At 60.8% G+C, this 25,051-nt stretch carries 26 protein-coding genes; 9 read left to right on the top strand and 17 right to left on the bottom strand.

Annotated elements, in window-relative coordinates:
- Window positions 1–6: 6 nt before the first annotated feature.
- The 8 genes from V6M61_RS16730 to lexA form a co-directional block, all read right to left on the bottom strand.
- Window positions 7–1,104, bottom strand: a complete 1,098-nt coding sequence (locus V6M61_RS16730; protein ID WP_332777719.1) for a phosphotransferase — start codon at window positions 1,102–1,104, stop codon at window positions 7–9.
- Window positions 1,105–1,118: 14 nt separating this feature from the next.
- Window positions 1,119–1,844, bottom strand: a complete 726-nt coding sequence (locus V6M61_RS16735; RefSeq protein WP_332777720.1) for a Crp/Fnr family transcriptional regulator — start codon at window positions 1,842–1,844, stop codon at window positions 1,119–1,121.
- Between the two features lie 154 nt (window positions 1,845–1,998).
- Window positions 1,999–2,778, bottom strand: a complete 780-nt coding sequence (locus tag V6M61_RS16740) for an oxepin-CoA hydrolase, alternative type (RefSeq protein WP_332777721.1) — start codon at window positions 2,776–2,778, stop codon at window positions 1,999–2,001.
- Window positions 2,779–2,938: 160 nt separating this feature from the next.
- On the bottom strand, window positions 2,939–4,459 hold the full coding sequence (locus V6M61_RS16745) for a 3-hydroxyacyl-CoA dehydrogenase (RefSeq protein ID WP_332777722.1): 1,521 nt from the start codon (window positions 4,457–4,459) through the stop codon (window positions 2,939–2,941).
- 128 nt (window positions 4,460–4,587) lie between these two features.
- The gene (locus V6M61_RS16750; RefSeq protein ID WP_332777723.1) at window positions 4,588–5,595 is read right to left on the bottom strand and encodes a D-2-hydroxyacid dehydrogenase family protein; all 1,008 of its coding nucleotides are present in this window, start codon (window positions 5,593–5,595) and stop codon (window positions 4,588–4,590) included.
- Between the two features lie 128 nt (window positions 5,596–5,723).
- Entirely contained in the window at window positions 5,724–6,281 is a 558-nt protein-coding gene (locus V6M61_RS16755; protein ID WP_332777724.1) for a sugar O-acetyltransferase, read from the bottom strand.
- 212 nt (window positions 6,282–6,493) lie between these two features.
- Window positions 6,494–6,874 carry a hypothetical protein gene (locus V6M61_RS16760; RefSeq protein ID WP_332777725.1) on the bottom strand — a complete coding sequence of 127 codons (381 nt, stop codon included), beginning with the start codon at window positions 6,872–6,874 and terminating at the stop codon, window positions 6,494–6,496.
- A gap of 158 nt (window positions 6,875–7,032) precedes the next feature.
- On the bottom strand, window positions 7,033–7,737 hold the full coding sequence (lexA, locus tag V6M61_RS16765; protein ID WP_332777726.1) for a transcriptional repressor LexA: 705 nt from the start codon (window positions 7,735–7,737) through the stop codon (window positions 7,033–7,035).
- Between the two features lie 114 nt (window positions 7,738–7,851).
- Here lexA and V6M61_RS16770 point away from each other — a divergent pair, with 114 nt between their 5' ends.
- Together V6M61_RS16770 and V6M61_RS16775 are read left to right on the top strand one after the other, a co-directional pair.
- Window positions 7,852–8,823 carry an asparaginase gene (locus V6M61_RS16770; RefSeq protein WP_332777727.1) on the top strand — a complete coding sequence of 324 codons (972 nt, stop codon included), beginning with the start codon at window positions 7,852–7,854 and terminating at the stop codon, window positions 8,821–8,823.
- Between the two features lie 128 nt (window positions 8,824–8,951).
- Window positions 8,952–10,628 (top strand): M14 family zinc carboxypeptidase, encoded by a 1,677-nt coding sequence (locus V6M61_RS16775; RefSeq protein ID WP_332777728.1) that lies wholly within the window; start codon window positions 8,952–8,954, stop codon window positions 10,626–10,628.
- Window positions 10,629–10,720: 92 nt separating this feature from the next.
- Here V6M61_RS16775 and adk read toward each other — a convergent pair whose 3' ends face one another.
- The 6 genes from adk to V6M61_RS16805 all read right to left on the bottom strand — a co-directional run bounded on the left by adk (window position 10,721) and on the right by V6M61_RS16805 (window position 15,219).
- Entirely contained in the window at window positions 10,721–11,377 is a 657-nt protein-coding gene (adk, locus tag V6M61_RS16780) for an adenylate kinase (RefSeq protein ID WP_332777729.1), read from the bottom strand.
- A 158-nt stretch (window positions 11,378–11,535) separates the two neighbouring features.
- Window positions 11,536–12,294, bottom strand: coding sequence for a 3-deoxy-manno-octulosonate cytidylyltransferase (gene kdsB, locus V6M61_RS16785; RefSeq protein WP_442957798.1), 759 nt, complete (start codon window positions 12,292–12,294; stop codon window positions 11,536–11,538).
- 37 nt (window positions 12,295–12,331) lie between these two features.
- The gene (locus V6M61_RS16790) at window positions 12,332–12,514 is read right to left on the bottom strand and encodes a Trm112 family protein (RefSeq protein ID WP_332777730.1); all 183 of its coding nucleotides are present in this window, start codon (window positions 12,512–12,514) and stop codon (window positions 12,332–12,334) included.
- A complete protein-coding gene (lpxK, locus tag V6M61_RS16795) occupies window positions 12,495–13,517 on the bottom strand; it encodes a tetraacyldisaccharide 4'-kinase (RefSeq protein ID WP_332777842.1) in 1,023 nt (340 codons plus the stop codon). Before lpxK ends, V6M61_RS16790 begins: the two co-directional genes overlap by 20 nt.
- A gap of 394 nt (window positions 13,518–13,911) precedes the next feature.
- Window positions 13,912–14,340 (bottom strand): ExbD/TolR family protein, encoded by a 429-nt coding sequence (locus tag V6M61_RS16800; protein WP_332777731.1) that lies wholly within the window; start codon window positions 14,338–14,340, stop codon window positions 13,912–13,914.
- A 240-nt stretch (window positions 14,341–14,580) separates the two neighbouring features.
- On the bottom strand, window positions 14,581–15,219 hold the full coding sequence (locus V6M61_RS16805) for a MotA/TolQ/ExbB proton channel family protein (RefSeq protein WP_332777732.1): 639 nt from the start codon (window positions 15,217–15,219) through the stop codon (window positions 14,581–14,583).
- 340 nt (window positions 15,220–15,559) lie between these two features.
- On the opposite strand from V6M61_RS16805, the gene xseA reads away from it, so the two are divergent.
- Window positions 15,560–16,876, top strand: a complete 1,317-nt coding sequence (xseA, locus tag V6M61_RS16810; RefSeq protein WP_332777733.1) for an exodeoxyribonuclease VII large subunit — start codon at window positions 15,560–15,562, stop codon at window positions 16,874–16,876.
- Window positions 16,877–16,978: 102 nt separating this feature from the next.
- On the opposite strand, the gene V6M61_RS16815 is transcribed toward xseA, so the two are convergent.
- Window positions 16,979–17,566 (bottom strand): urate hydroxylase PuuD, encoded by a 588-nt coding sequence (locus V6M61_RS16815; protein WP_332777734.1) that lies wholly within the window; start codon window positions 17,564–17,566, stop codon window positions 16,979–16,981.
- Between the two features lie 219 nt (window positions 17,567–17,785).
- On the opposite strand from V6M61_RS16815, the gene V6M61_RS16820 reads away from it, so the two are divergent.
- The gene (locus tag V6M61_RS16820) at window positions 17,786–18,370 is read left to right on the top strand and encodes a superoxide dismutase (RefSeq protein WP_332777735.1); all 585 of its coding nucleotides are present in this window, start codon (window positions 17,786–17,788) and stop codon (window positions 18,368–18,370) included.
- An 84-nt stretch (window positions 18,371–18,454) separates the two neighbouring features.
- Here V6M61_RS16820 and V6M61_RS16825 read toward each other — a convergent pair whose 3' ends face one another.
- Window positions 18,455–18,919 (bottom strand): DUF192 domain-containing protein, encoded by a 465-nt coding sequence (locus V6M61_RS16825; protein WP_332777736.1) that lies wholly within the window; start codon window positions 18,917–18,919, stop codon window positions 18,455–18,457.
- A gap of 133 nt (window positions 18,920–19,052) precedes the next feature.
- Complete coding sequence (locus V6M61_RS16830) at window positions 19,053–19,427, bottom strand: cell envelope biogenesis protein TolA (protein WP_332777737.1); 375 nt, start codon at window positions 19,425–19,427, stop codon at window positions 19,053–19,055.
- Window positions 19,428–19,632: 205 nt separating this feature from the next.
- On the opposite strand from V6M61_RS16830, the gene icd reads away from it, so the two are divergent.
- From icd to V6M61_RS16855, 5 genes are all read left to right on the top strand, one after another.
- Window positions 19,633–20,892, top strand: coding sequence for an NADP-dependent isocitrate dehydrogenase (gene icd, locus V6M61_RS16835; protein WP_332777843.1), 1,260 nt, complete (start codon window positions 19,633–19,635; stop codon window positions 20,890–20,892).
- Between the two features lie 196 nt (window positions 20,893–21,088).
- On the top strand, window positions 21,089–21,460 hold the full coding sequence (gene clpS / locus V6M61_RS16840; protein ID WP_332777738.1) for an ATP-dependent Clp protease adapter ClpS: 372 nt from the start codon (window positions 21,089–21,091) through the stop codon (window positions 21,458–21,460).
- 64 nt (window positions 21,461–21,524) lie between these two features.
- The gene (gene clpA, locus V6M61_RS16845; RefSeq protein WP_332777739.1) at window positions 21,525–23,861 is read left to right on the top strand and encodes an ATP-dependent Clp protease ATP-binding subunit ClpA; all 2,337 of its coding nucleotides are present in this window, start codon (window positions 21,525–21,527) and stop codon (window positions 23,859–23,861) included.
- 554 nt (window positions 23,862–24,415) lie between these two features.
- The gene (locus tag V6M61_RS16850) at window positions 24,416–24,604 is read left to right on the top strand and encodes a Flp family type IVb pilin (protein ID WP_332777740.1); all 189 of its coding nucleotides are present in this window, start codon (window positions 24,416–24,418) and stop codon (window positions 24,602–24,604) included.
- 109 nt (window positions 24,605–24,713) lie between these two features.
- Window positions 24,714–24,929, top strand: a complete 216-nt coding sequence (locus V6M61_RS16855; protein WP_332777741.1) for a Flp family type IVb pilin — start codon at window positions 24,714–24,716, stop codon at window positions 24,927–24,929.
- Window positions 24,930–25,051: the final 122 nt, after the last annotated feature.

Raw genomic sequence — 25,051 nt, forward strand, 5'->3', positions numbered from 1 at the left:
GTGGTATTAAGGGCTGGACTTGCTTTTCTGTGCGAAGCCCCAGGCCATTTGGGCCAGCGGCCTGGCGCCTGCGGCCGAGCTGACGGCCTGGGCGCTGGTGGCCGTCCCCGCTTCGACGCGCTTGGCAATGCCCTGCAAAATGGCTGCGAGGCGAAACAGGTTGTAGGCCATGTAGAAATTCCAGTCGGCCTTGACCTGCTCGGGGCCGGCAAAGCCCGTGCGTTCGCAGTAGCGGCGGATGTACTCGGACTCCGAAGGGATGCCCAGGCTGGCCACATCGAGCCCGCCAATGCCGCGAAATGCGCCGGGCGGAATGTGCCAGGCCATGCAGTGGTAACTGAAATCGGCCAGCGGGTGGCCCAGGGTGGACAGCTCCCAGTCGAGCACGGCCAGCACGCGCGGCTCGGTCGGGTGAAACATCAGGTTGTCGAGCCGGAAGTCGCCATGCACGATGGAGACCATGCGCTCATCGCGTGCGCCCGCGGGAATGTGTTCGGGCAGCCACTGCATCAGCGAATCCATCTCGGGGATGGGCTGGGTGATCGACGCGATGTACTGCTTGCTCCAGCGGCCAATCTGGCGTTCAAAGTAGTTGCCGGGCTTGCCGTAGTCGGCCAGGCCGCGCTCGGCAAACTTCACTTTGTGCAGGGCCGCGATCACGCGGTTCATTTCGTCGTAAATCTCGCCGCGCTGGGCCGGCGTCATGCCGGGCAGGGCCTGGTCCCACAGCACGCGGCCTTCGACAAACTCCATCACGTAAAAAGCGCGCCCGATCACGGACTCGTCTTCGCACAGGCAGTGCATCCTGGCCACCGGCACGTCGGTGCCCTGCAGGCCGTGCATGACCTTGAACTCGCGCTCCACCGCATGCGCCGACGGCAGCAGCTTGGCGACCGGGCCGGGTTTGGCGCGCATCACATAAGACCTGGCCGGGGTGATCAGCTTGTAGGTGGGGTTGGACTGGCCGCCCTTGAAGAGCTCCACCGTCAAAGGGCCCTGAAAGCCCTCCAGGTGCTGGCTCAGGTAGGTGCTCAGGGCGCCGGTATCAAAAACGTGCTGGCCGGACACCGCGCGCGTGCCTACAAAGTGGTCGAAGTTGCTCATGGGCTCGGTGGTCTTTATTTTTCGGCGTCGGCTTCAGAGATACGCCGCAAGGTGGCGCGGTTGCGCACGACCAGACCACCCGGCTCGATGCGGATCGCATTTTCGCGCTCCATGGCCTTGAGCTCCTGGTTGACGCGTTGGCGCGAAGCGCCCAGCAGCTGCGCCAGCTCTTCCTGCGCCAGTTGCAGGCCGATGCGCACCTCGTCCTCGTCGGACAGGCTGGGTATGCCGTAGCTGCGGGCCAGGTGCAGCAGCTGTTTGGCCAGCCGGGCGCGTAGCGGCAAGGTGTTGAGGTCTTCCACCAGGCCATACAGCTGGCGGATGCGGCGCGCATGCAGGCGCAGCATCGCCTCGTAAAGCTCTACATGCGAGGCCAGGATCTTCTTGAAGTCGGCTTTGGCCACGCACAAAATGGTGGTGTCGCCATGCGCGTAGGCATCGTGGGTGCGGCGGTCGCCGTCGAAAATGGCCACATCGCCAAACCAGATGCCCGGCTCCACATAGGTCAGCGTGATCTGCTTGCCCGAAATGGAGGTCGAGCTCACGCGCACAGCGCCCTTGGCGCAGGCAATCCATTCGTCCGGCGGATCGCCGCGGGCGGTGATGAGTTCGCCGTCTTTGTAGCGTTTGACGTAGGCGCATCGCAGTATGTCGTGCCTCAGGGATGGGGACAGGGATGAAAACCAGCGGCCACCGTTGATGGCCTCTCGTTCATCTATCGTAAGAATAGGATCGTCCATGGTCTGTCTTTTGAGTGACTGGCTAGGCTTCCATTGTCGCTCGGGCGACGACTTATCCACCACCCAGCTGTCGCATGGGTGTCGCACGGGGCATGCGAGGGCGTACGGGGATTTCGCGGTGGACGCCGGGCAGGCGCCCGGCGGCAGGCAGCGTTTAGCGGTACCGCGGTGGCCGTTTTTGCAGGAAGGCCTCAATGCCCTCGCCGCCGTTGGCGTGGTGCAGGTTGCGCACAAAGTGGTCGCGCTCGCTGCTCAGCTGCTGGCCCAGGGTGTTGGCCGGCGCTTCATTGATCAGCTCCTTGATGCTGGCCAAGGCATTGGGCGCCCGCGCATTGAGCGCGTCGGCCAGCTTCAGGGCTTCGGCCAGGGCGCCGCCTGCTGCTGCAACGCGGTTGACCAGGCCAAAGCCCTGCAGCTTCTGGGCGCTGATGCGCTCGCCGCACATGAGCAGCTCGGTCACCAGCGCACGGGGCAGGGCGCGGGCCAGGGCCCAGCTGCCGCCGCCATCCGGGGACAGCGCGACCGTGCTGTAGGCCATGACAAACACGGCATTGTCAGCCGCCACCAGCAGATCACAGGCCAGCGCCAGCGAAAAACCGGCGCCTGCGGCAGCGCCTTCCACCGCCGCAATGACCGGCTTGGGAAAGGTGCGGATGGAGTCAATCCAGCTGTGCAGGCCGTCAATGCTCTGCGCCTGGACCTCAGGCGGCAGCTGGCGGTTGGCCTGCAGGCGCTGCAGGTTGCCACCGGCGCAAAACACCGGGCCTTCCCCGGTAATGACCACACTGCGGATTTCCGGGTTGTTTTCAGCCGCATTGAGGGCTTCGACACCGGCCGCGTAGATCTCGGGCCCCAGGGCGTTTTTGAACTCGGGGTTGCTCAGGGTCAGCACCAAGGTGCTGCCGTCGCTGGTACTTTTCAGGGCGCCTGCCATGTCAGTTTTTCCAATGCATCGAAATGAGGGATAGGCAGGGAATAGGGAATGGGTCCCCGTACAAGTGGGGGCCGCGGAGCTGGCTTTGCCAGGCTGCAAGCGCCGCCCCCTGGAGGGGGGAAGGTGCTACACGAAGTGAGCATCCGACGGGGGTGCTTCATCAGCGCTCCTCGTGCATCAGGCTCAGGCCGATGGCGCCACGGCGGCGCAGCCAGGGTGAGGGGCGGTAGCGCGGGTCGCCATACACGGTTTGCAGGTTGAACAGCACTTCCAGGATGTTGGTGGGGCCATAGCGGTCACCCATGGCTAGTGGTCCGAGCGGGTAGCCCAGGCCCAGCGTGACCGCCGTCTCCAGGTCTTTGGGGGTGCAGATGCCTTGCTGGCAAATATCGCTGGCAATGTTGACGATGGTGGCGATGACCCGCTGCGTGACAAAACCGCCGCTGTCACGGATGACGCTGACGGCCTTGCCATCGCGCGCGAACAGCGCATGCGCCGCATCCCGCATGTCGCTGCGCGTGGCCGGGTTCGTGGCCAGTACGCGCCGCTTGGTGGCCGCATCGTCAATCAGCATGTCAATGCCGACGGTGCGTGCGGGGTCAAGCCGTTCGACCACGGCCACGGTCGTGATGTCAAAGCCCAGCGGCGCCACGATGACCAGGGCGTTGGGTGATGCAGATTGCCCGGTTTCTATCTTCGCGCCCAAATCCTTGAGCAATTGCAGCAGTTCGGAACGCCGGGATGCTCTCGGCGACACCCAGACCGGCGGCATTTCATGGACCACCGGAATGGCCGGCTCCGCAGGAATCTGGGCGACGCCGTCCTGGTAGCGGTAAAAACCTTCACCGGTTTTGCGGCCGAGCATGCCGCCCGCCAGGCGCTGGGCCGTGATCACGCTGGGCCGGTAGCGGGCTTCTTCGTAGTACTGCTGGTAGATGGACTCCATCACCGGATGCGAGACATCGAGCGCCGTCAGGTCCATCAGCTCAAACGGGCCCAGCTTGAAACCGGCCTGCTCGCGCAGGATGCGGTCTATGGTGGCAAAGTCGGCCACGCCTTCGCTGACGATGCGCAAGGCCTCGGTGCCATAACCCCGGCCGGCATGGTTGACGATAAACCCGGGCGTATCCTGTGCCTGGACCGGCGTGTGGCCCATCTGGCGCGCGTAGCTGGAGAGTTCGGTGCTGACGGTCGCGCTGGTCTTCAGTCCGGTGATGACCTCCACCACTTTCATCAGCGGCACGGGGTTGAAAAAGTGGTAGCCCGCAAAGCGTTCGGGATGCTTGAGCGCGGCCGCAATGGCGGTGACGGACAGCGAGGAGGTGTTGGTTGCCAGCACCGTCTGCGCCGGCACGATGGCCTCAAGTTCGGCGAACAGGGATTTCTTGACGTCCAGCCGCTCCACAATGGCTTCGATGACCAGGTCGCAGTCCGCCAGATCGGCCAAGCCGCTGGCGACCACAAGCCGGGCCTTGTGGTCTGCGGCCTGCGCAGCCTCCAGGCGGCCCTTGGCCACCAGCTTGTCCCATTGCTCGCCAAGCGCCTCGCGGGCCTTCTCGCTCGCGCCGGCTTGCGTATCCATCAGTTTGACGAGGCTGCCTGCTTGCGTGGCAATCTGGGCGATGCCGCGGCCCATGGCCCCTGTGCCGACAATGCCTACGGTTTTGTAAAGAGGTTTCATGGACAGGGATTATCACGCAGGGCCGGGGTTTTGCCGCACGTTTCAAAACCTCTCAAGGTCTCAAGGCCCGCTGAAAACAGGCTTGTCGCCGCCCCCTCGGCCTGAGTCAGCCCGAAGCCAGCCCGTTCTTAGCGGCGCACCTGCAGGGCGCCCGGGTTGACGATGTTGGTGGGGGTGCCCTTGATGAAGTTGATCACGTTGTCAAACGCAGCACCGAAATACATTTCGTAGCTGTCCTGCTCGACATAGCCGATGTGCGGGGTGCAGATGCAGTTTTCCAGGCGCAGCAGGGCATGGCCCTGCAAAATCGGCTCGGACTCGAACACATCGACGGCCGCCAGGCCGGGCCGGCCGCGGTTGAGGGCGGCAATCAGCGCATCCGGCTCAATCAGCTCGGCGCGCGAGGTGTTGACCAGCAGCGCGGTGGGTTTCATGGACGACAAATCTTCCAGCGTCACGATGCCCCGGGTGTCGTCATGCAGGCGCAGGTGCAGGGACAGCACGTCACTGTGCTCAAAAAACACGGCTTTGCTGGCGGCAACTTCATAGCCGTCTGCCTGAGCCCGTTCACGCGAGGCATCGCCGCCCCAGACGATGACGCGCATGCCGAAGGCCCGGCCGTAGCCGGCGACGATCTGGCCTATCTTGCCGTAGCTCCAGATGCCCAGCGTCTTGCCCTTGAGCACAGAGCCCAATCCAAAATTAGGCGGCATGGAGGCTGATTTGAGACCAGCCTGCTGCCAGGCGCCATGCTTTAAATGCGACACATAGTGCGGGATGCGGCGCATCGCCGCCATGATCAGGGCCCAGGTCAGCTCGGCCGGTGCTGTGGGGGAGCCCACGCCTTCCGCCACGGCAATGCCGCGCTCGGTGCAGGCGGCTACATCCACATGGCTGCCCACGCGCCCGGTTTGGGCAATCAGCTTGAGTTTGGGCAGCTTTTCAATCAGCTGGCGGTTGAGCTGGGTGCGCTCACGGATCAGCACAATCACATCGGCATCTTTGAGCCTGACGGACAGCTGGCCAATGCCTTTGACGGTGTTGGTGTAAACCTTGGCGGGGTAGGCATCGAGCTTGGCAGCGCATTCCAGTTTTCGCACTGCATCCTGGTAATCGTCAAGGATCACAATATTCATGCCGATATTGTGCCTGCAAGTTTTCCATCAAGGCCGGCGCAGCCGCATTAACGCCTAAACTCAGCCGCCGACAAGCCGCGAAGCGGGTTGGCGGTCGGCTGCAGTGCATTGTTGGGAGGCACGTTTCCTCAGTCTCCAATCGAGCGAATGACTCTCGCCGGATTTCCTCCGACAAGAGTATTCGGGGGAACGTCCCTGGTGACTACGGAACCCGCCGCAACAACAGAGTTTTCGCCTACCGTCACCCCCCCGATGATCGTTGCTCCGGCTGCGATCCAAACGTTTCTTTCAATCACAATGGGCTTTGCAACTACGAAGGCGCGGCGCTGAGAAGGTTCAATCGGATGGCCAGACGTGATGATGCTCACGTTCGGCCCGATCATCACATCGTCGGCAATGTCGAGGCCGCCAAGGTCATAAAAAGTGCAGTTCTGATTTACGAAAACATTACGCCCGACACTGATATCGGGCCCGCCAGTTGTGTAGAAGGGTGGGATCAATAAAAAGCTGTCGTCCACCTTCTTGCCGATGAGATCGCTGAACAAGGCGCGGACTTCGTCCACATCGTTGTACGTCAAACGGTTGAGGTTGGCGGTGATCGCCATCGCTCGTTTGATGTTTGCCGACATGGCCGCTGATTCTGGCGTTCTCCTGGGAATTATCTTGGTGCGATCGTCATTCGCCATTCATTATTTCCCTCTGTTTGCAGTCGAGCGCGCGTTCTGTGGACGATGGCCACACCGCGGATCCTGTTGCCGCCCAACGCCGCCAACATGTATCGGACGGCAAGCTCATGGGGCTTGCCGTGTGAAGGGTGCGCGACGCCTCAAGGCCGGGCGCCATGGTCTGCGCCTTGCGCCTCAATTCCAGGCGGTAGTCGGGTGGCGCCGGGCAGCACTCAGTGAGCCGTGGCCTCCCGCTGGGCCATGCGGTCCAGTTCGGCGCACACATCGGCCATGCGGCCGGAAATCACCATGCGGCCTGCACAGGCCGGGCTGATGCCGGGCTCAAACTGCCGCAAGATCCTGAGCCGGCTGGAGGCGGTTGGGTGCGATGCGGCTTTGCAGGGTTTTGAGGCGGCCAGCACAGGGCGGCGCAAGGCGCTTGCCTTGCCGGTGGTGAATGGAGGGACGGGTCTGCATGGCTGGCGTGCATGGCCGGACGGGCTTGGCGGGCTAGCCGATGCGGCCTGTGCCGGCACCAGCAAGGCGGCGAGGGCTTGCAGCGGCGCCAGCAGGATGGACAGCACCGGCGAATGTGAAAAACTGGCGATTCCCATGATGAACTCCTAAATTTAGAGGTTTACACAGGCAGGATTGCGGTCTGGCTGGTGAGCCGTGAAGGCCGCTGCATCAGGGTGTTGGCCACACATGGGACCAAACGCCCGCCACCTGCTGCGCGGCTTTTGCTTTCTTTTTTATCTGCGGGTTTGATCTGTTACATCAGCATGGTGTTGCGGATCAAGCCGACGGCCAGGCCTTCGAGCTCGAAAGGCTCGCCCGGCTCGACCACAATGGTTTTGAAGTCGGGGTTTTCCGGCAGCAGCTCAATCAGGTTTTTGGTCCGGCGAAAGCGCTTGACGGTGACTTCGTCGCCAATCCGGGCCACTACAATCTGGCCGTTCTTGGCTTCCTTGGTCTGCTGGACGGCCAGCAGATCGCCGTCCATGATGCCGGCATCGCGCATACTCATGCCGCGCACTTTAAGCAGGTAATCCGGCTGCCGCTGGAACAGGCTGCTCTCAAAATAATAGGTCTGCTCGATATGCTCCTGCGCGAGAATGGGGCTGCCAGCAGCAACCCGCCCCACCAGAGGCAGGGCGAGTTGGGCCAGGCTTTGCAACGGCAGGGAGAACTGTTTGATCCGGGATGCATTCAGGGAGCGCAAGGTGTCGCTGCGCAGGCGTATGCCGCGCGAGGTGCCGCTGACCAGCTCGATCACGCCTTTGCGGGCCAGGGCCTGCAGGTGCTCTTCGGCCGCATTGGCGGAGCGAAAGCCCAACTCGTTGGCAATTTCGGCACGGGTTGGCGGTGCGCCGGTGCGCGCGATGGCGCTCTGGATCAGCTCCAGAATCTGCTGCTGGCGCGCGGTGAGTTTGGGCCCCTCCGGGGGCATGTCGGCAAAATCGTTCAGGGTGCTCATGGCTGGGACTCCTTGAAGGATGATTGAAAACAGATCAGTCAGCTGTGCTGGCTGCTGTCGACCTGTTTTAATATCCAGTACCTGTATTTTCATCCAGCTTTTGAAAGAACGCAAGTGAGCAGTCAAAAAAACAGTAAAAAAATCGTGATCCTGGGCACCGGCGGCACCATTGCGGGCAAGGCGGGCCGTGCTGGCGACAACATTGGCTACACCGCGGCGCAGGTGGGGGTGGATGAGCTGGTTCAGGCGATTGACGGGGTTGCCGCGCTGGCGGCTGCGGGTCGCCTGGTCACCGAGCAGGTGGCCCAGGTCGACAGCAAGGACATGAGTTTTGCGGTCTGGACCCAGCTGGCCAGGCGTGTGCACCACTATCTGGCGCAGGATGACGTACAGGGCATCGTGATCACCCACGGCACCGACACGCTGGAAGAAACGGCCTACTTCCTGCAGGCTGTGCTGCAGCCTGCCAAGCCGGTGGTGCTGACCTGTGCCATGCGCCCGGCCACCGCCGTCGCACCCGACGGCCCGCAAAATGTGCTCGACGCCGTGGCGGTGGCCTCCTGGCCGGGCGCGCAGGGCGTGGTGGCCGTCTGTGCGGGCGCCATCCACAGCGCGCAGGATGTGCAAAAAGTGCATACCTACCAGCTCGATGCCTTCAGTTCGGGTGATGCAGGCCCGCTGGGGTTTATCGAGGAAGGCAGCCTTCGCTTGATGCGAAATTGGCCTGTAGCCCATGCAAAACATGCGCCAATAGCTATTAAATCAATAGCGGATTCAAGCGCCCAGGCAATCTGGCCATACGTCGAGATCGTGATGAACTACGCCGGCGCCAGCGGGGCGGTGGTGCAGGCGCTGCTCGCGCAGGGCGTTCAGGGGCTGGTGGTTGCCGGGACGGGCAATGGCAGCCTGCACCATGAACTGGAAGCTGCCTTGCTCAAGGCGCAGGCCGCGGGCGTCGAAGTTGTTCGCGCCACGCGCTGCCTCAATGGCCGGGTGTTGCCCAAACCGGGGGACGCCATCCCGGATTCAAAAGGGTTGAGCCCGGTGAAGGCGCGGGTGGCGCTGATGCTTCAATTGATGGGCTGAGTTGCCAAGCGAAGCTTTTCGCATCGTATTCATGCGGCGGGGATAGGCCCCTGCCCATCGTCAGCTGGAGATGGTTATGCTCGGCGTTGGATTTTCCTTCCGAGCCCGATCAAACATAGCCTTACACCATGCAAACCCCCTACGAACAAGGCAACCGGAATCAGACAAGCACCTGGGAAGCGTGCATTGAGTTCTACCAGGCCCTGGCGCTGCGCTTCCCCGCGGTCTTGCAGTTTTCGCAGATCGGCCTGTCCGATGCCGGTGTGCCCATCCACGCGGGCGTGGTGAGCGCCGATGGCAATTTCGACCGCGCTCAAATCCAGCAGGCCGGCAGGCCGGTTTTTTTCAACAACAACGGCATCCATCCCGGCGAGCCCGAAGGGATTGATGCGTGCATGGCCCTGGTGCGCGACCTGTGTGTGGACCCCGCACGGCTGGCTGCACTCGGGCCCACGGTGTTTCTGTTCATCCCCATCTATAACGTCGACGGCTGCCGCAACCGCGGCACGAGCAGCCGCGTCAATCAGGACGGCCCGGAGTCCTTCGGTTTTCGCGGCAACAGCCTTCATCTCGACCTGAATCGCGATTTCATCAAATGCGACAGCCTGAATGCGCGGCTGTTCAACCAGTTCTTCACGGACTGGGACCCGGACGTCATGGTCGATACCCATACCTCCAACGGCGCGGATTATTCCTGCACCATGACGCTGATCCACACCCAGGCCGACAAGCTGGGGAGCGGGCTCGGCCCGTTTCTGCGTGACAGCATGTTGCCCGCCATTTATCGCGGTATGCAAGAGCGCGGTTGGCCGACTTGCCCTTACGTGAATGCCGTCAAGGACAGTCCGGATGGCGGCATCGCCGACTTTCTCGAGGTGCCCCGGTTCTCCACAGGCTACGCTGCCTTGCACCACACCATCGGGTTCATGCCCGAGACCCACATGCTCAAGCCCTTCGCGGATCGCTATGAATCGATGCGTGCGCTGCTGGACGTGACGCTGCAATTCACGGTTGCGCATGCAGAGCAGATCCAGTCCCTCAGAAAAGAAGCGAAGCGGCAGGGGCAGCAGAAAACGCATTGGCCTGTCCGCTGGAAAATGGACGCGTCGAACCCATCCCGCATACGCTTCAAGGGCTATGAAGCCATCTACAAGGCTAGCCTGCTGGGGACGTACCAGCGCCTTGCGTACGACCGGGGGCAGCCGTGGGAGCGCGACATTGATTACTACAACCGTTTTGTCGAAGAGCTTGTTGTGCGCAGGCCCGTGGCTTACGTCGTGCCGCAAGCCTGGCGCGCAGTGACAGAACGCCTGGCGTGGAACGGCGTGCAGATGGAGCGGCTGGGCGCCGCCCGGCCGGCACAAGCGCAGATCTACCGTATCCAGGCCGTGCAAAGCCGTCCCGGCCCCTACGAAGGTCACTTGTTCCACGAGCAAGTGACGCTGGAGTCACGCACCGAAGCGGTGGAGTTGCAGGCCGGGGACTATTGGATACCCATGAGCCAGGATCGTGCGCGCTATGTCGTGGAAACCCTTGAACCCGAGGCGCACGACAGCTTTTTCCGCTGGGGCTTTTTCAACAGCATCCTGGAGAAGCAAGAGAATTTTTCGGACTATGTCTTTGAGGACCTGGCACTGCAATTGCTGAAAGAGGAGCCGGCGCTAAACGCAAAGTTCGAGCATTGGAAAACCGCGAACCCCGGGCTGGTGTCGGATCAACGCCAGGTGCTGGGGTTTATTTTTGAGAATTGCGCACGGTTTGCAGAACCCCAGTGGCGCAGGTACCCGGTGCTGGCTATCTTTTGATGACGTAAAAACTGACAGGGCCGGGCATGAAAAAGGCCGTTTCCTGGAACGGCCTTTTTTCTTCTTGGGCAGACGTAGACGTGCGAGTTTTTTCAGCTCGACAGTGCCTTGAACACCCGCTCCGTAATTTCGTCGACGCCGCCCATGCCGCTGATGGCGCGGTACCTGGGCGCTGCGTCGGGTGCGGCTTTGGCCCAATTCGAGTAGTAATCCACCAGCGGTCGGGTTTGCGCGCTGTAGACCTCCAGCCGCTTGCGTACGGTCGCTTCCTTGTCGTCGTCGCGCTGGATCAGGGGCTCGCCCGTCACATCGTCCTTGCCGTCTATCTTGGGCGGGTTGTATTTGACGTGGTAGGTGCGGCCCGAGGCGGTGTGGGAGCGGCGGCCGCTCATGCGCTCAATGATGGCCTCGAACGGCACGTCAATTTCCAGCACGTAGTCGATTTTGACCCCGGCCGTTTTCATCGCGTCGGCTTGCGGAATAGTGCGGGGAAAGCCGTCAAACAGGAAGCCCTTGACGCAATCGGGCTGGGCAATGCGCTCCTTGACCAGGTTGATGATCAGGTCGTCGCTGACGAGCGCGCCGGCATCCATGACTTTTTTGGCCTCGATACCCAGGGGCGTGCCCGCTTTGACGGCGGCACGCAGCATGTCACCCGTGGAAATCTGGGGAATGCCGTATTTCTGGCACAGGAAGGTGGCTTGCGTCCCTTTACCGGCGCCAGGCGCGCCCAACAAAATCAGTCTCATGGAAGTCCTCGGATTATTATGAATTCAGACAGTCAGCCGGAAAGGTAGCCGTAGGCCACCCCGTGGGCTGCTTGGCAGGTTTTGGGGGCTGCCGGCACGCCATGCAGGCCCCACACTTGCTTTTTTCCAAGGATAGCATGCACGGCCCTGCGGCCAGCTTACACAAGCAATTGGCGAACCCGTGCCAGGTCTTCCGGCGTGTCCACGCCCAGCCCCGGGGCCTGCTCAGTGATGTGGACCGCAATGCGGTGGCCGTGCCACAGTGCCCGCAGTTGCTCCAGCGCCTCCAGTTGCTCCAGCGGCGCTTGCGGCAGCTTGGGGAACTGCCTTAAAAAGCCGACGCGGTAGCCATAAATGCCTACATGCCGAAGCGGTGGAGGCAAGGTGCTGCCGGTTTTCCACCAGGCCTGGCCGGCAAAATCGCGGGCGGCAGGAATGGGCGAGCGGCTGAAGTAGAGCGCCGTGCGGTGCGCATCGAGCACCACCTTGACCACGTTCGGGTTGAGCCAATCCGCCAACTGGTCAATCGCGTGGGCGGCGGTGCTCATGGCGCAATCGGGACGCTGCTCGAGCAGATGGGCCACGGCGTCAATCAGGGCCGGGTCGATCAGGGGTTCGTCGCCCTGCACATTGACCACCAGCTCCGCGTCGTCCAGGCCCAGCAAATCACAGGCCTGCGCCAACCGGTCGCTGCCGCTCGGGTGGTCGGTACGCGTCAGCACGGCAGACACGCCAAAAGCCCGGCATTGTTCAATGATTTCAGTGCTGTCTGCCGCCACAACTGCGCGGACAGCGCCGCTTTTGATAGCGCGTTGGGCTACCCGGACAACCATGGGTACGCCGCCAATATCGGCCAGCGGCTTGTTGGGCAGGCGGGTAGACGCCAGGCGGGCAGGGATGAGGACGGTGAAGCTCACAGGGCTTGCTTCCTGGCAAATATCACAGCCATCACCATCACAGCCCGAGCTCCTCGTCGGTGAGGGGGCGGGCTTCGCTTTCCAGCATCACGGGCAGGCCATCGCGGATAGGGTAGGCAAGCCGGGCGCTGCGCGAGATGAGTTCCTGTTTCTCGCGGTCGTAGTCGAGCGGGCCCTTGGTCACGGGGCAGACCAGCAGTTCAAGCAGTTTGGTGTCCATGGTCTGATGGTAATTGAGAAAGAGGGCTGCTCAGCAGCGGAGACAGCAGGCCATCCAGTGCCGCCAGGAAAGCGGCTTCGGGCGAAAACTCCAGCGGTACCGCCAGCAGCCGGACTTGGGCGGCCGGCGGCATGGCAAACAGTTTCACGGCGTCTTTTTCGGTGCAAAGAACCGTGCTGCCCGCAGCGACAGGCAAGGAGTAGCTCTCAAAACGGTAGTGATCGGGCAGGGCAATGGTCTGGCCCAGCGTCAACCCGCACGCCCTGAGCATGGCAAAAAAGGACTCGGGCTTGGCGATACCGGCCAGGGCGGTCACCGCCTCGCCCCGAAGGCTGCTCAACGCGACCCGGCTGCCGTCGGCTGCGCGGGCGTGCTCCGCCAGCTGCCTGGTGGAGGTGAAGCCTTCAAAAGCTGCAGTTTGGCCCGTATGCAGCACCAGATCAATGCCTCGTTGGCGTGATGGGGCGGCTTGGCGCAGGCGCTGGGGCCAGGGCTCACGCAGCGGGCCCGCCGGCAGCAGCCAGCCATTGCCCACGCCACGCTCGTCAAACACGGCAATTTCAATGTCACGCTGCAAGGCATAGTGCTGAAGCCCGTCGTCGCACACGATCAAGGCGGTCGCCGGGTGCGCCGCCAGCAGGGCGCGGGCCGCGTCGATACGCCGGGGCGCCACAAACACCGGCGCGTCCGTTGCTTGCAGTATCAGCAGGGGCTCGTCGCCAGCCTCCAAAGCCGGCGTGCTGGCCAGGACTTCACGGCAGTCCTTGCCCGTCCGTCCATAGCCGCGCGACACCACGCCGACCTTCAGGCCCCGTGCCTGCAGGTGTTTGACGATGGCGATCACGACGGGGGTCTTGCCCGCGCCGCCTGCCACGACATTGCCAACGATCAAGAGCGGTACGCCGGCACTTGTGGACTTGAAAGCTCCCCAGCGGTACAGCCGGTGGCGCAGCGCGATCAGCAGGGCATAGACCTGCGCCACAGGCCAGAGCAGGCAGGCCATGAAGCCGCGTCGCAACCAGGCCTGCTGCAGAGCTTGCTTCAACCTAGAAACCGCAGTTGGACGCGCCCGAGTGGGCCGTCATGGGGTGGGCTGGCAAGGCAAGGCGGGAGCCCCCACGCTTGTCGCTTCGCGTACTGCGCTGCCCCCCGAGGGGGTTGTGCTTGCTCGGGGGCGGCCCTTCGCTGCGCACGACGCTGCGGGCTAATGCCCGCAAGGAGGAGCAACGCCGCCAGCGCGCGCCAGGGCGGCTCAATCGGGTGCGTAGCGCTGTCACCCCAAAGGTGAACTCGTGCGTGAGCGAATAAGTGTGTGTTCATGCAGCCCTGCCAGCGGAATATGAGCGGTCAACTGCGGTTTCTAGGTTCAAGGCTTGCCCAAATGCGCCAGGCGCGGCTTAGCGGGCTCCGGCTTGCGCCGAGCTTTGCGTGGCAAAGGTGATTTGCGTCAGGCCGCTGCGCCGGGCGGCCTCCATCACGGTGATCACGGCCTGGTGCGTGGCGCTGGCATCGGCGCTGATGATGATGACGCTGTCCTTGCCGGCCTTGGCCGCCTCCAGCAGGGCAGTGCCCAGCACGTCAATGCTGCGGCCATTGACCACGCTCTTGTTGACCATGTAGCGGCCGTCGCTGCTGACCGCGACGATGACCTCTTTGGGGTAGTCGCGCTGCTGCTCGGCGTCTGCCACGGGCAGCTTGACCTGCAGCTCGGTGAACTTGCTGTAGGTGGTGGACAGCATCAGGAAGATCAGCACCACCAGCAGCACGTCAATGAAGGGGATCAGGTTGATTTCGGGCTCATCGCGCGCGTTGGGGCGAAAGTTCATGATGGGTACTCTAGTGAGGCAGCGTGCTACAGGCCGTAGCAAGCATGGGGGTCATTGAACGCAGTGAAGGGCCGCCTCGGGCAAGTTCAGCCCGCTCGGGGGGCATCCTTCGATACCTCAGGACGAACGGGGGTGTGGCAAGTGCGAGGGCCGTCGTGCGCCGCGAAGGGCCGCCCCGAGCAAGCACAGCCCCCTCGGGGGGCAGCGCAGTACACGAAGTGACAAGCGTGGGGGCCATATTCACTTGCGCAGAGTATTAAGGTGCCGCACAAAACGCTCGGAGGCCAGCTCCATGGTCAGCAGGTAGGCGTCCACCTGGGCCCGGAAGTAGCGCCAGAAAATCAGCGAAGGGATCGCCACAATCAGGCCAAACGCGGTGTTGTACAGCGCAATTGAAATACCCTGCGCGAGCTGGGCCGGGTTGCCGCCCGCTGCATGGCTGACACCGCCGCTGCCGGCCTGCGAGCCAAAAATCTCGATCATCCCGATGACCGTGCCCAGCAAACCCAGTAGTGGGGCGGCTGAGGCAATCGTGGCCAGGGCTGCAAGGTAGCGCTCCAGTTTGTGGGCGGCCTGGCGGCCTGCGCCTTCCAGGATGGAGCGCAAATCGTCTTCACTGATGCGCGGGTTGGTATTGAGGGCCCGAAACCCGCTGGCCAGCACCTCGCCGAGCACGGAGTTTTGCTCGAGCTGGCTGACCACATCAGGGCTGGGGACGGCGCCGCGCGACACCGTGATGGCTTCGTCAATCAGTTTGGGAGGGGCAATTTTGGGGGTTTTAAGGCTGGTAAAACGCTCGATAACCAGCGCAAGCGCCAGGACGGAGCAGGCAATCAAAGGCCAAATAGGCCAGCCTGCGGCTTGTATGATCGAAAACAAGGCAAATCTCCACGCTGATAATTTGTCTGGATTATGGCTTACGCGGTTGCACTTCCCGCACCATCGCCACACCGGCGGCGCAATGTTTTCCTGCAGGGCGTCTGTAAGCGTTAATTCACAGAACCTGTGGATAACTTTGTGATCAAGTAGTAGCTGGCAAGCCCCCAGGCCGCACCAAATGGTGGGTATGACAGAACGATGAAATTTTGAGCAGAATTTAGTTATTCAAAATCAATGAGTTACACGAGTCCATCACAGTACCTGCATCAAAGCACGGGTTTAGGCCATACAGGGCGGGCTTCTGTGGAGTATTACCCCCGCAAAATCAGGGGGTTTGGCCATGTTTGAGATGCCTGCCGACCCTGGGAAACCGCCCTTGACAGGGCAAGCGCCCAGAATCCGCGTCTGGCCTGTGGGCTCGCTGCTGCGGGCTATTGCCGACAGCCTGGAGGCCCGTTTCAACCCCGTGGCAGTGCAGGGTGAAATCACCGGCTTTTCCCGGGCGGCCAGCGGCCATTGCTATTTTTCCCTGAAAGACGAGCAGGGCCAGATCCGTTGCGCCATGTTCCGGCGCGCCGCCAGCCTGCTGGACTTTTCGCCGCGTGACGGACAGCTGGTCGAGTTGCGCGGCCGGCTGGGGGTTTACGAGCCACGGGGCGAGTTGCAGCTGGTGGTCGAGTCGATGCAGCAGGCCGGGCAGGGCAACCTGTTTGAGCAATTTTTAAAACTGAAGGCCCAACTCGAAGCCGAAGGCCTGTTTGAAGCGGGTCGCAAGCGGGCCTTGCCGCTGCTGCCGCGCGCGATCGGCGTGGTCACGTCACTGGGGGCTGCCGCCTTGCATGATGTGGTCACGGCCTTGCAGCGCCGCGTGCCGCATATTCCGGTGGTTCTCTATCCGGCCAGCGTGCAGGGCGCACAGGCGCCGGGTGAGCTGCGGGACGCGCTGCGCAAGGCCTATCAGCGCCAAGAGGTGGACGTGCTGCTGCTGGTGCGCGGCGGCGGCGCCATGGAAGATTTATGGGCCTTCAATGACGAGCAACTGGCCCGCACCATCGTGGACTCGCCCATGCCGGTGGTCAGCGGTGTGGGGCACGAAACGGATTTCACCATCGCCGATTTTTGCGCGGACGTGCGCGCACCCACGCCCACGGCGGCGGCCGAATTGTGCGCGCAGCCGCAAAACGTCTGGCTGGACGTGCTGGAGCGGGCTTTGTCGCGCCTGCAAAATGGGGTGGATCGGCAATTGCAGTCCCACAACCAGCGGCTGGACTGGGCGGCTTCCCGGGTCAGCCGGCCCTCGCACCTGGTGACGCGCCAGCAGGCGCTACTGGCCTCTCATGCGCAAAGCCTGCGGCATGCCATGCTATCGCTAGTGAGGCATGAGAAAACACGCCTGCAAGGACTGCAAACCGAGGTTCCGAGAAAAGTCGCAGATTGCATGCAGCGCAGCCAGCACCAGATCGAGCGTGCCCAACTGCGTCTTGAGCTGCTGGACCCCAGGCTGGTGTTAAAGCGCGGCTACGCCTGGGTGACAGATGACGAAGGCCATGCGTTGACGCGTGCACAAGACCTGGCCCTCGGTCAAAAGCTGCGCCTGCATTTGTCGCAAGGGCAGGCCGGCGTGACCGTGAGCGAGCTGGACCCTAACGAAAACTAGCGCCCACGCTTAACGGTTTCCTGATCGGATGTTTTGCCCTGGGACGGCCGAACGGCAAAAAGGTCGCCCTGGGCGACCCTTCTGGAGCGGCGAAGACCGGATTTACAGGCCGCCGTTTTGCTGCGCGACCATGCAAAACAGCATGGGGATCGAGAGCATGGTGTTGGCGCGGGAAGTCAGCATCGCCAGACGTGCTGCCTTGGTTTTTTCTTCGGCTTCCACTGTCACGATGCCAAGCGCTTTTTTCTGATTCGGCCAAATGATGAACCATACATTGAAGGCCATCACCAGTGCCAGCCACATGCCGATACCAATGGCGGTAAACGGCCGCTGCAGACCCAGGGCGGCCACGATGTAGCCGCTCATGATGGCCAGCAACAAGCCGGTCACAACGGTGGCCAGGGCGGCCCAGCGGAACCAGAACAGGGCGGTGGGTGCGATGACTTTGCTGATTGCCGGTTTTTGCTCATCCGGAATTTTCGGCATGGAAGGAATCTGCACAAAATTGAAATACCACAACAGGCCAATCCACAGCACGCCACTCAGAACATGCAGCCAGCGCATGAAAAAAGTCCACCAGGCATAGCTCGCTCCTACGCCTACATTGGCGCCAGTGGCCAGCACCAAAATGACGAGCAGTACGACACCGGCCAGCACGGTGCGGCCGAGAGACTGAAATATTGCACCCATTGTTGATTCCTTCTCCAAATGATGGTGCACCGATTATGAGAATCAATCAGGCTTATTGCAAGGCAATATCGATATATGTGGCGGCGGGGCTTGCATGGGGTTCGCGCTTGAACAGGCACAGCGCCACAAGAATTTAGCGATGCTTCTACAATGCGGCGCTGGCATGGCTCGAAAGATTCTTCGAGATGCCCTCAATCTAAAACCCTAACACGACATACGATGGAACATACCCTTCCCGCACTACCCTACGCGATTGACGCCCTGGCCCCGCACTACTCCAAGGAAACGCTGGAGTTCCACCACGGCAAGCACCACAACGCTTATGTGGTGAACCTCAACAACCTGCAAAAAGGCACCGAATTCGAGAGCAAGACGCTCGAGGAAATCATCAAGACCTCCAGCGGCGGCGTGTACAACAACGCAGCCCAGATCTGGAACCACACCTTTTTCTGGAACGGCATGAAGCCCAATGGTGGTGGACAGCCCTCCGGTGCCCTGGCCGATGCCATCACGCAAAAGTGGGGCAGCTATGCCTCCTTCAAGGAAGCCTTCGTGAAATCGGCCGTGGGCAACTTCGGCTCCGGCTGGACCTGGCTGGTCAAAAAGCCCGATGGCTCGGTGGACATCGTCAACACCGGCGCCGCCGGCACGCCGCTGACGACCGCCGACAAGGCGCTGCTGACCGTGGATGTGTGGGAGCATGCCTACTACATCGACTACCGCAACCTGCGTCCCAAGTTTGTCGAGACCTTCCTGTCCAATCTGGTGAACTGGGACTTTGCAGAAGCCAACTTCGCTTCTTGAGCCCGGATTGGTTCATCAAAAAAGCCGACTTGATGTCGGCTTTTTTTGTGCCTGATTGGTGCGCTGATTCTTCAGCTTTTCAGGTCAGCGGCTGACCTGGAACGGTGCGCCAGCCAGCTTGGTGCCGGCCTTGATGCCTTTTTTGGCAAACCAGCCCTTGTTCATTTCCAGCACGTAGCGCACCGGCTGGGCGGAGCAGTGCGAGTCGGTGGTTTGCGGCTGCATGTCCGCCATGTTGACGATGGTGCCGTCATCGGCCACAAACGCGGCGGTCAGGGGCAGCAGGGTGTTTTTCATCCAGAAGCACTGCTGGCCCGGCTGCTCGAACACAAACAGCATGCCTTCATGCTGCGGCATTTCCTTGCGGTACATCAGGCCCGTTTGCCGCTGCTCGGGCGTCAGGGCGACTTGCGTATCAATCTGGTACATCCCGGCGTACAGCTTGATGCGTTGCAGGTTTAATTGGGGCGCCTCTTGCGCGCCTGCGCCCAGAGGGCTCAGCCAGGCGCAAAAGGCCAGAACGGCTGCCAGGCGCCGGCAAATTGACATGAATGATGGGGACTTTAAAGACATGGCATCAGCACCAATTGGGGTTCAAGGTTGCAACTGAGGCTTCCAGCATAAACGACGCGCATAAAAAATGCCCGCACAGGGCGGGCATTCTGACCGAAGTCACCAGGAATTACTTCTTGGCTTCAGCTTTGGCAGCAGCAACGGCAGGCTTGGCTTCAGCTTTCACTTCAGCTTTAGCGGCAGTCTTTTCTGCTTTCTTGGCGGCAGCAGCTTCTTTCTTGGCAGCGGCGGCTTCAGCTTTTGCTTTTTTGGCAGCAGCGATTTTTTCTTTCTTGGCAGCGGCGGCAGCAGCTTTGTCTTCTTTGGCTTCAGCTTTGGCAGCAGGCTTGGCTTCGGCTTTCACTTCAGCTTTGGCAGCAGGAGCAGCAGGCGTTGCAGCAACGGCAGGCGTTGCAGGCTTGGCTGGGGTAGCAGGAGCAGCAGCTTGTGCGAAAGCACCAGCAGCGAAGAGACCAGCAACCAGAGCGGCGAGGATTTTGTTCATTTGGAATTTCCTTAATAACGTTATTGGAAAAATTACCCCAAAAATTTTGGAGGCCTCACCGTAACGAAGCCGGTTTGGAAACGGTTGACAGACTGGCTGTAAAAATTTTTGGAGTGGTTTTCCGTATAGAATTTAGGGGTTTTTACCTAAACTGCTGAAGTGGCGTTTTAGTTTTATGGATGCCGCCAGCGCTTACCGGAGACTCCTGTACATGTACCAGCACATCAAAGTGCCCGCCCAAGGCCAGAAAATCACTGTCAATGCCGACAATTCACTGAATGTGCCGGACGAGCCGATCATTCCTTTCATCGAAGGCGACGGCACGGGGGCGGACATTACGCCGGTGATGCTCAAGGTGGTGGATGCCGCGGTTGCCAAGGCTTACGGCGGCAAGAAAAAAATTCACTGGATGGAAGTTTTTGCCGGTGAAAAGTCGACCAAGGTCTATGGCCCCGACGTCTGGCTGCCCGAGGAAACCCTGCACGCCGTGCGTGACTATGTGGTGTCCATCAAAGGCCCGTTGACCACCCCGGTGGGTGGCGGCATTCGCAGCCTGAACGTGGCGCTGCGCCAGGAGCTTGACCTCTACGTCTGCCTGCGTCCCATTCAGTACTTTGCCGGTGTTCCTTCGCCTGTGAAAGAGCCGCAAAAAACCAATATGGTGATCTTTCGCGAGAACTCGGAAGACATCTATGCCGGTATCGAATTCGAGTCGGGCAGCGACAAGGCCAAAAAACTCATCAAGTTCCTGCAGGACGAGTTGGGTGTCAAGAAAATCCGTTTCCCGGGCACTTCCGGCATCGGCATCAAGCCGGTGTCCAGCGAAGGCACCGAGCGTCTGGTGCGCAAGGCCATCCAGTATGCGATCGACAACGACAAGCCCAGCGTGACGATTGTTCACAAGGGCAACATCATGAAGTTCACCGAAGGAGGCTTTCGCGATTGGGCTTACGCGCTGGCGCAAAAGGAATTCGGTGCCGAGTTGATCGACGGCGGCCCATGGTGCAAGTTCAAAAACCCGAAAACGGGCAAGGACATCATCGTCAAGGACAGCATTGCCGACGCCTTCCTGCAGCAGATTTTGCTGCGCCCCGCCGAGTACAGCGTGATCGCCACGCTCAACCTCAACGGTGACTACGTGTCCGACGCGCTGGCGGCCCAGGTTGGCGGCATTGGCATTGCCCCCGGCGCCAACTTGTCTGATACCGTGGCCATGTTTGAAGCCACCCACGGCACGGCGCCCAAGTACGCGGGCAAGGATTATGTGAACCCCGGTTCTGAAATCCTGTCGGCTGAAATGATGCTGCGCCACATGGGCTGGGCCAAGGCGGCGGACCTGATCATCAGTTCCATGGAGAAATCCATCGAATCCAAGAAAGTGACCTACGACTTTGCCCGTCTCATGGAGGGCGCAACCCAGGTGAGCTGCTCCGGCTTTGGCCAGGTCATGATCGACCACATGTAATTGCCGCAAGGCATCTTTTCCGTCGCCATTCTTCAGGGGATGGCGGGGTAGATGTTCAAAAAGCCGCCCGGGAGCTATCCCGCGGCGGTTTTTTCATGGGCGGTTAAAAGTCACGAAATCCGCTTGAATGTCGCGTTCCCGCCACCAATTTCCCTACCGGGCGCATTGAGCAACATCGATCGCTAGAATGAATTCCATGGCAAGCAAACCTCCCAAATCACCCGCGCCGCCGAAGACGCCAGTTTTCAAGCCTGACGACGCCAATGGCGGGGATTCAGTGGTGCTGGAGCGCCTGCCCCAAAAGGTCAAGCCGCCGCAGATGTACCAGGTGGTGCTGCTCAATGACGACTACACCCCCATGGAGTTTGTGGTGGTGGTGATTCAGGAGTTTTTCAACAAGGACCGTGAAACCGCCACCCAGATCATGCTGAAGATCCATCTGGATGGTAAAGGCGTTTGCGGCGTGTTTTCCAAGGATGTGGCGGCCACCAAGGTCGATCAGGTCACCGAAGCCGCCCGGAAAAACGGTCATCCGCTGCAATGTGTGAGCGAGCCTGTTGAATTATGAGAAATCCGGCCAATATTCTCTTCAACAGTTTTAATATGTAGGTAGCAAGCCGAAAGGAAAGTCAATGATTGCCCAGGAATTAGAAGTCAGCTTGCACATGGCCTTTGTGGAAGCGCGCCAGCAACGGCACGAGTTCATCACCGTGGAGCACCTGCTGCTGGCCCTGCTGGACAACCCCAGCGCGGCCGAGGTGCTGCGCGCCTGCTCGGCCAACATCGATGATTTGCGCAAGTCGCTGGCCAACTTCATCAAGGACAACACGCCGCAGGTGGCCGGCTCGGATGATGTGGACACACAACCCACGCTGGGCTTCCAGCGCGTGATCCAGCGCGCCATCATGCATGTGCAGTCCACCGGCAACGGCAAGAAGGAAGTCACCGGCGCCAACGTGCTGGTTGCCATTTTTGGCGAAAAGGATTCGCACGCCGTGTACTACCTGCACCAGCAGGGTGTGACGCGTCTGGATGTGGTGAATTTCATTGCCCACGGCATCAAGAAAAGCGATCCTCCCGAGCCTGCCAGGGCTGGCGAGAGCGCCGCCGAGAACGAAGAGGGCGGCGAGAAGAACGAAAAAGCCTCGCCGCTGGAGCAGTTCACCCAGAACCTGAACCAGCTGGCCAGGGACGGCAAGATTGACCCGCTGATTGGCCGCGAATACGAGGTCGAGCGCGTGATCCAGATCCTGTGCCGCCGCCGCAAAAACAACCCGCTGCTGGTGGGTGAGGCTGGCGTGGGAAAAACCGCGATTGCCGAAGGCCTGGCCTGGCGCATCACGCAAAAAGACGTGCCTGAAATCCTGGCCGAAGCACAGGTGTACTCGCTCGACATGGGGGCGCTGCTGGCCGGCACCAAGTACCGCGGCGATTTTGAGCAGCGTCTCAAAGGCGTGCTCAAGGCGCTCAAGGACAAGCCGAACGCCATTTTGTTCATCGACGAAATCCACACGCTGATTGGCGCGGGTGCGGCCTCGGGCGGCACGCTGGACGCATCCAACCTGCTGAAACCAGCCCTGAGTTCCGGCACGCTCAAGTGCATCGGCGCAACGACGTTTACCGAGTACCGCGGCATCTTCGAGAAAGACGCTGCGCTGTCGCGCCGATTCCAGAAGGTTGACGTGGTGGAGCCCACAGTGCAGGAAACCGTGGAGATTCTCAAGGGTCTGAAGTCGCGCTTTGAAGAGCACCACAGCGTCAAGTACGCCGTGGCTGCGCTGCAGGCCGCGGCCGAGCTGAGTGCCAAGTACATCAACGACCGCCATCTGCCCGACAAGGCGATCGACGTGATCGATGAGGCCGGTGCTGCCCAGCGCATCCTGCCGCCGAACAAGCGCAAGAAAACCATCAGCAAGACCGAGGTCGAGGAAATCGTGGCCAAGATCGCCCGCATTCCGTCGGCCAATGTGTCCAATGACGACCGCGGCAAGCTCAAGACGCTGGAGCGCGACCTCAAGAGCGTGGTGTTTGGCCAGGACAAGGCACTCGACGTGCTCGCCTCGGCCGTCAAGATGGCGCGCTCAGGCTTGGGCAAAGGCGACAAGCCGATTGGCTCCTTCCTGTTTTCGGGCCCCACCGGTGTGGGCAAAACCGAGGCAGCCAAGCAGCTGGCCTACATCATGGGCATCGAGCTGATCCGCTTCGACATGTCGGAGTACATGGAGCGCCATGCCGTGAGCCGCCTGATTGGCGCGCCTCCGGGTTATGTGGGCTTTGACCAGGGGGGATTGCTGACCGAGGCCATCACCAAGAAGCCGCATGCCGTGCTGCTGCTCGACGAGATCGAAAAAGCGCACCCGGACATCTTCAACGTGCTGCTACAGGTCATGGACCACGGCACGCTGACCGACAACAACGGGCGCAAGGCGGACTTTCGCAACGTCATCATCGTCATGACGACGAATGCAGGCGCCGAGACCATGAACAAGGCGACCATCGGCTTTACCAACCCGCGCGAGGCGGGCGACGAGATGGCGGACATCAAGCGCCTGTTCACGCCCGAGTTCCGCAACCGTCTGGACGCGGTGGTGAGCTTCAAGGCGCTGGACGAAACCGTCATTTTGCGCGTGGTCGACAAGTTTCTGTTGCAGCTGGAAACGCAGCTGGCCGAGAAGAAGGTGGAGGTCACCTTCACCGACGTCTTGCGCAAGTACCTGGGCAAGAAGGGGTTCGATCCGCTGATGGGTGCACGCCCGATGCAGCGCCTGATCCAGGACACGATCCGTCGTGCGCTGGCCGACGAACTGCTGTTCGGCCGCCTGATCGACGGTGGCCGCCTGACGGTGGACATGAAGGTGAGCACCGACGAGAAAGGGGTGGAAAGCGGCGAGGTGCTGCTCGACATCCAGCCGCTGCTCAGGAAAGAAGGCAAGGCCAAGCCCGAGGCGGAGGCCACCGAAACCAACTGATGGCTAATACTGCGCGAATTCTTTCAGCGTACACTAAAAAAGGCCGGTGGCATCATGCTATCGGCCTTTTTTCATGCGCTATAAATATAGTAGCTGCTTGCGCCCGAGTTCATTGGGCTGGAGGCTAATTCTTCTTTTGATCTCAACCCCCGCCGTGACCCGTCTTCGCCGTTTTCCGGGATTCACACCGACGCCGAATTGAACAAAGTGGGTTGATTTGCACCGCGCAGCCAAAACTGCTTAAATTTGACGCGCCATAAATGTAACAACGATGTTCGTGAAAAATGTTACGGTTATGCCAAAAAAATTGTTACATCCTACATAAAATAATTGTTTCGTAAAAGCATAGAGGTACAATCCCTACCTCAGATTGAGGCAGTTTAGAGTTGTAACTTCAAGCGATTTTTAGTTGTAACTTCAAGCGATTTGTGGTTGTAACTTCAGGTGATTTTAAGTTGTAACTCGCGTCCACGGAAACAGGACTATCCGCCAGTCTGAATCCCATCGGTCGCTCATGGGGGGTGACTGATAGGTCACTTAACTGGAGATGCATCATGGAAAAGCTTTTTTCTGCGACCCGTCGTTTCCTTCGTGACGAAGAGGGCGTGACGGCGATCGAGTATGGGCTGATTGCGGCGTTGATTGCGGTGGTGATCATTACCGCGGTTGCAGCGATCGGCACCCAACTGGATCTCACCTTTGACAACATCGCCGACTGCTTGACAACCCCGGCAACGTGCTAACTTGGGGGCAGGACTGGGCAATGACATGACTGGGCAATGACATGGCCTTCATCGGTGATGTCATTGTTCATTCTCCAAGAGGCCAGCGCTGCAATCCTGGGGGTCTGACATGGTGAAGCCACATTTCAGAACGAATCCTGAGCGTGTCAATCGCCATGGGCAACGTCAGCGTGGCGTCACCGCCATCGAGTATGCGTTGATCGCCACTTTGATCGCCATCGTCGCTTTGGTGAGTATGGCGGCTACCGGCGGTGCCAATGCCTTCAGTTGGTCAACTACGGCCGACAAGATTTCGACGGCAATTCAGACGGCCCTAGGCTTGTAGCGCTGTTCAGTCCCGAGCTTTTTGAAGCATGAGACACGCTCATGCTGGAGTGTGTCCTGAGAACTTGTAACACGCTGATTTGACGAGGCGCGCATCCACCCATCTCCAGATGGATGGACAAC

Origin of the sequence: Polaromonas sp., from assembly GCF_036676035.1 — a bacterium.
Taxonomy (GTDB): domain Bacteria; phylum Pseudomonadota; class Gammaproteobacteria; order Burkholderiales; family Burkholderiaceae_C; genus Polaromonas.

Excerpts from the sequence above, each read along its gene's own strand:
- V6M61_RS16800 (WP_332777731.1), bottom strand. The coding sequence starts at position 14,340 with ATGAACTTTCGCCCCAACGCGCGCGATGAGCCCGAAATCAACCTGATC.
- V6M61_RS16730 (WP_332777719.1), bottom strand. The coding sequence starts at position 1,104 with ATGAGCAACTTCGACCACTTTGTAGGCACGCGCGCGGTGTCCGGCCAG.
- xseA (WP_332777733.1), top strand. The coding sequence starts at position 15,560 with ATGTTTGAGATGCCTGCCGACCCTGGGAAACCGCCCTTGACAGGGCAA.
- V6M61_RS16820 (WP_332777735.1), top strand. The coding sequence starts at position 17,786 with ATGGAACATACCCTTCCCGCACTACCCTACGCGATTGACGCCCTGGCC.
- V6M61_RS16830 (WP_332777737.1), bottom strand. The coding sequence starts at position 19,427 with ATGAACAAAATCCTCGCCGCTCTGGTTGCTGGTCTCTTCGCTGCTGGT.
- V6M61_RS16815 (WP_332777734.1), bottom strand. The coding sequence starts at position 17,566 with ATGGGTGCAATATTTCAGTCTCTCGGCCGCACCGTGCTGGCCGGTGTC.
- V6M61_RS16825 (WP_332777736.1), bottom strand. The coding sequence starts at position 18,919 with ATGTCAATTTGCCGGCGCCTGGCAGCCGTTCTGGCCTTTTGCGCCTGG.
- V6M61_RS16745 (WP_332777722.1), bottom strand. The coding sequence starts at position 4,459 with ATGAAACCTCTTTACAAAACCGTAGGCATTGTCGGCACAGGGGCCATG.
- V6M61_RS16750 (WP_332777723.1), bottom strand. The coding sequence starts at position 5,595 with ATGAATATTGTGATCCTTGACGATTACCAGGATGCAGTGCGAAAACTG.
- clpS (WP_332777738.1), top strand. The coding sequence starts at position 21,089 with ATGGCAAGCAAACCTCCCAAATCACCCGCGCCGCCGAAGACGCCAGTT.
- V6M61_RS16740 (WP_332777721.1), bottom strand. The coding sequence starts at position 2,778 with ATGGCAGGCGCCCTGAAAAGTACCAGCGACGGCAGCACCTTGGTGCTG.
- V6M61_RS16735 (WP_332777720.1), bottom strand. The coding sequence starts at position 1,844 with ATGGACGATCCTATTCTTACGATAGATGAACGAGAGGCCATCAACGGT.
- V6M61_RS16790 (WP_332777730.1), bottom strand. The coding sequence starts at position 12,514 with ATGGACACCAAACTGCTTGAACTGCTGGTCTGCCCCGTGACCAAGGGC.
- lexA (WP_332777726.1), bottom strand. The coding sequence starts at position 7,737 with ATGAGCACCCTGAACGATTTTGCCGACATGCCCCCGGAGGGGCCCAAA.
- clpA (WP_332777739.1), top strand. The coding sequence starts at position 21,525 with ATGATTGCCCAGGAATTAGAAGTCAGCTTGCACATGGCCTTTGTGGAA.
- V6M61_RS16755 (WP_332777724.1), bottom strand. The coding sequence starts at position 6,281 with ATGGCGAATGACGATCGCACCAAGATAATTCCCAGGAGAACGCCAGAA.
- V6M61_RS16850 (WP_332777740.1), top strand. The coding sequence starts at position 24,416 with ATGGAAAAGCTTTTTTCTGCGACCCGTCGTTTCCTTCGTGACGAAGAG.
- adk (WP_332777729.1), bottom strand. The coding sequence starts at position 11,377 with ATGAGACTGATTTTGTTGGGCGCGCCTGGCGCCGGTAAAGGGACGCAA.
- lpxK (WP_332777842.1), bottom strand. The coding sequence starts at position 13,517 with ATGGCCTGCCTGCTCTGGCCTGTGGCGCAGGTCTATGCCCTGCTGATC.
- V6M61_RS16775 (WP_332777728.1), top strand. The coding sequence starts at position 8,952 with ATGCAAACCCCCTACGAACAAGGCAACCGGAATCAGACAAGCACCTGG.
- V6M61_RS16855 (WP_332777741.1), top strand. The coding sequence starts at position 24,714 with ATGGTGAAGCCACATTTCAGAACGAATCCTGAGCGTGTCAATCGCCAT.
- V6M61_RS16760 (WP_332777725.1), bottom strand. The coding sequence starts at position 6,874 with ATGGGAATCGCCAGTTTTTCACATTCGCCGGTGCTGTCCATCCTGCTG.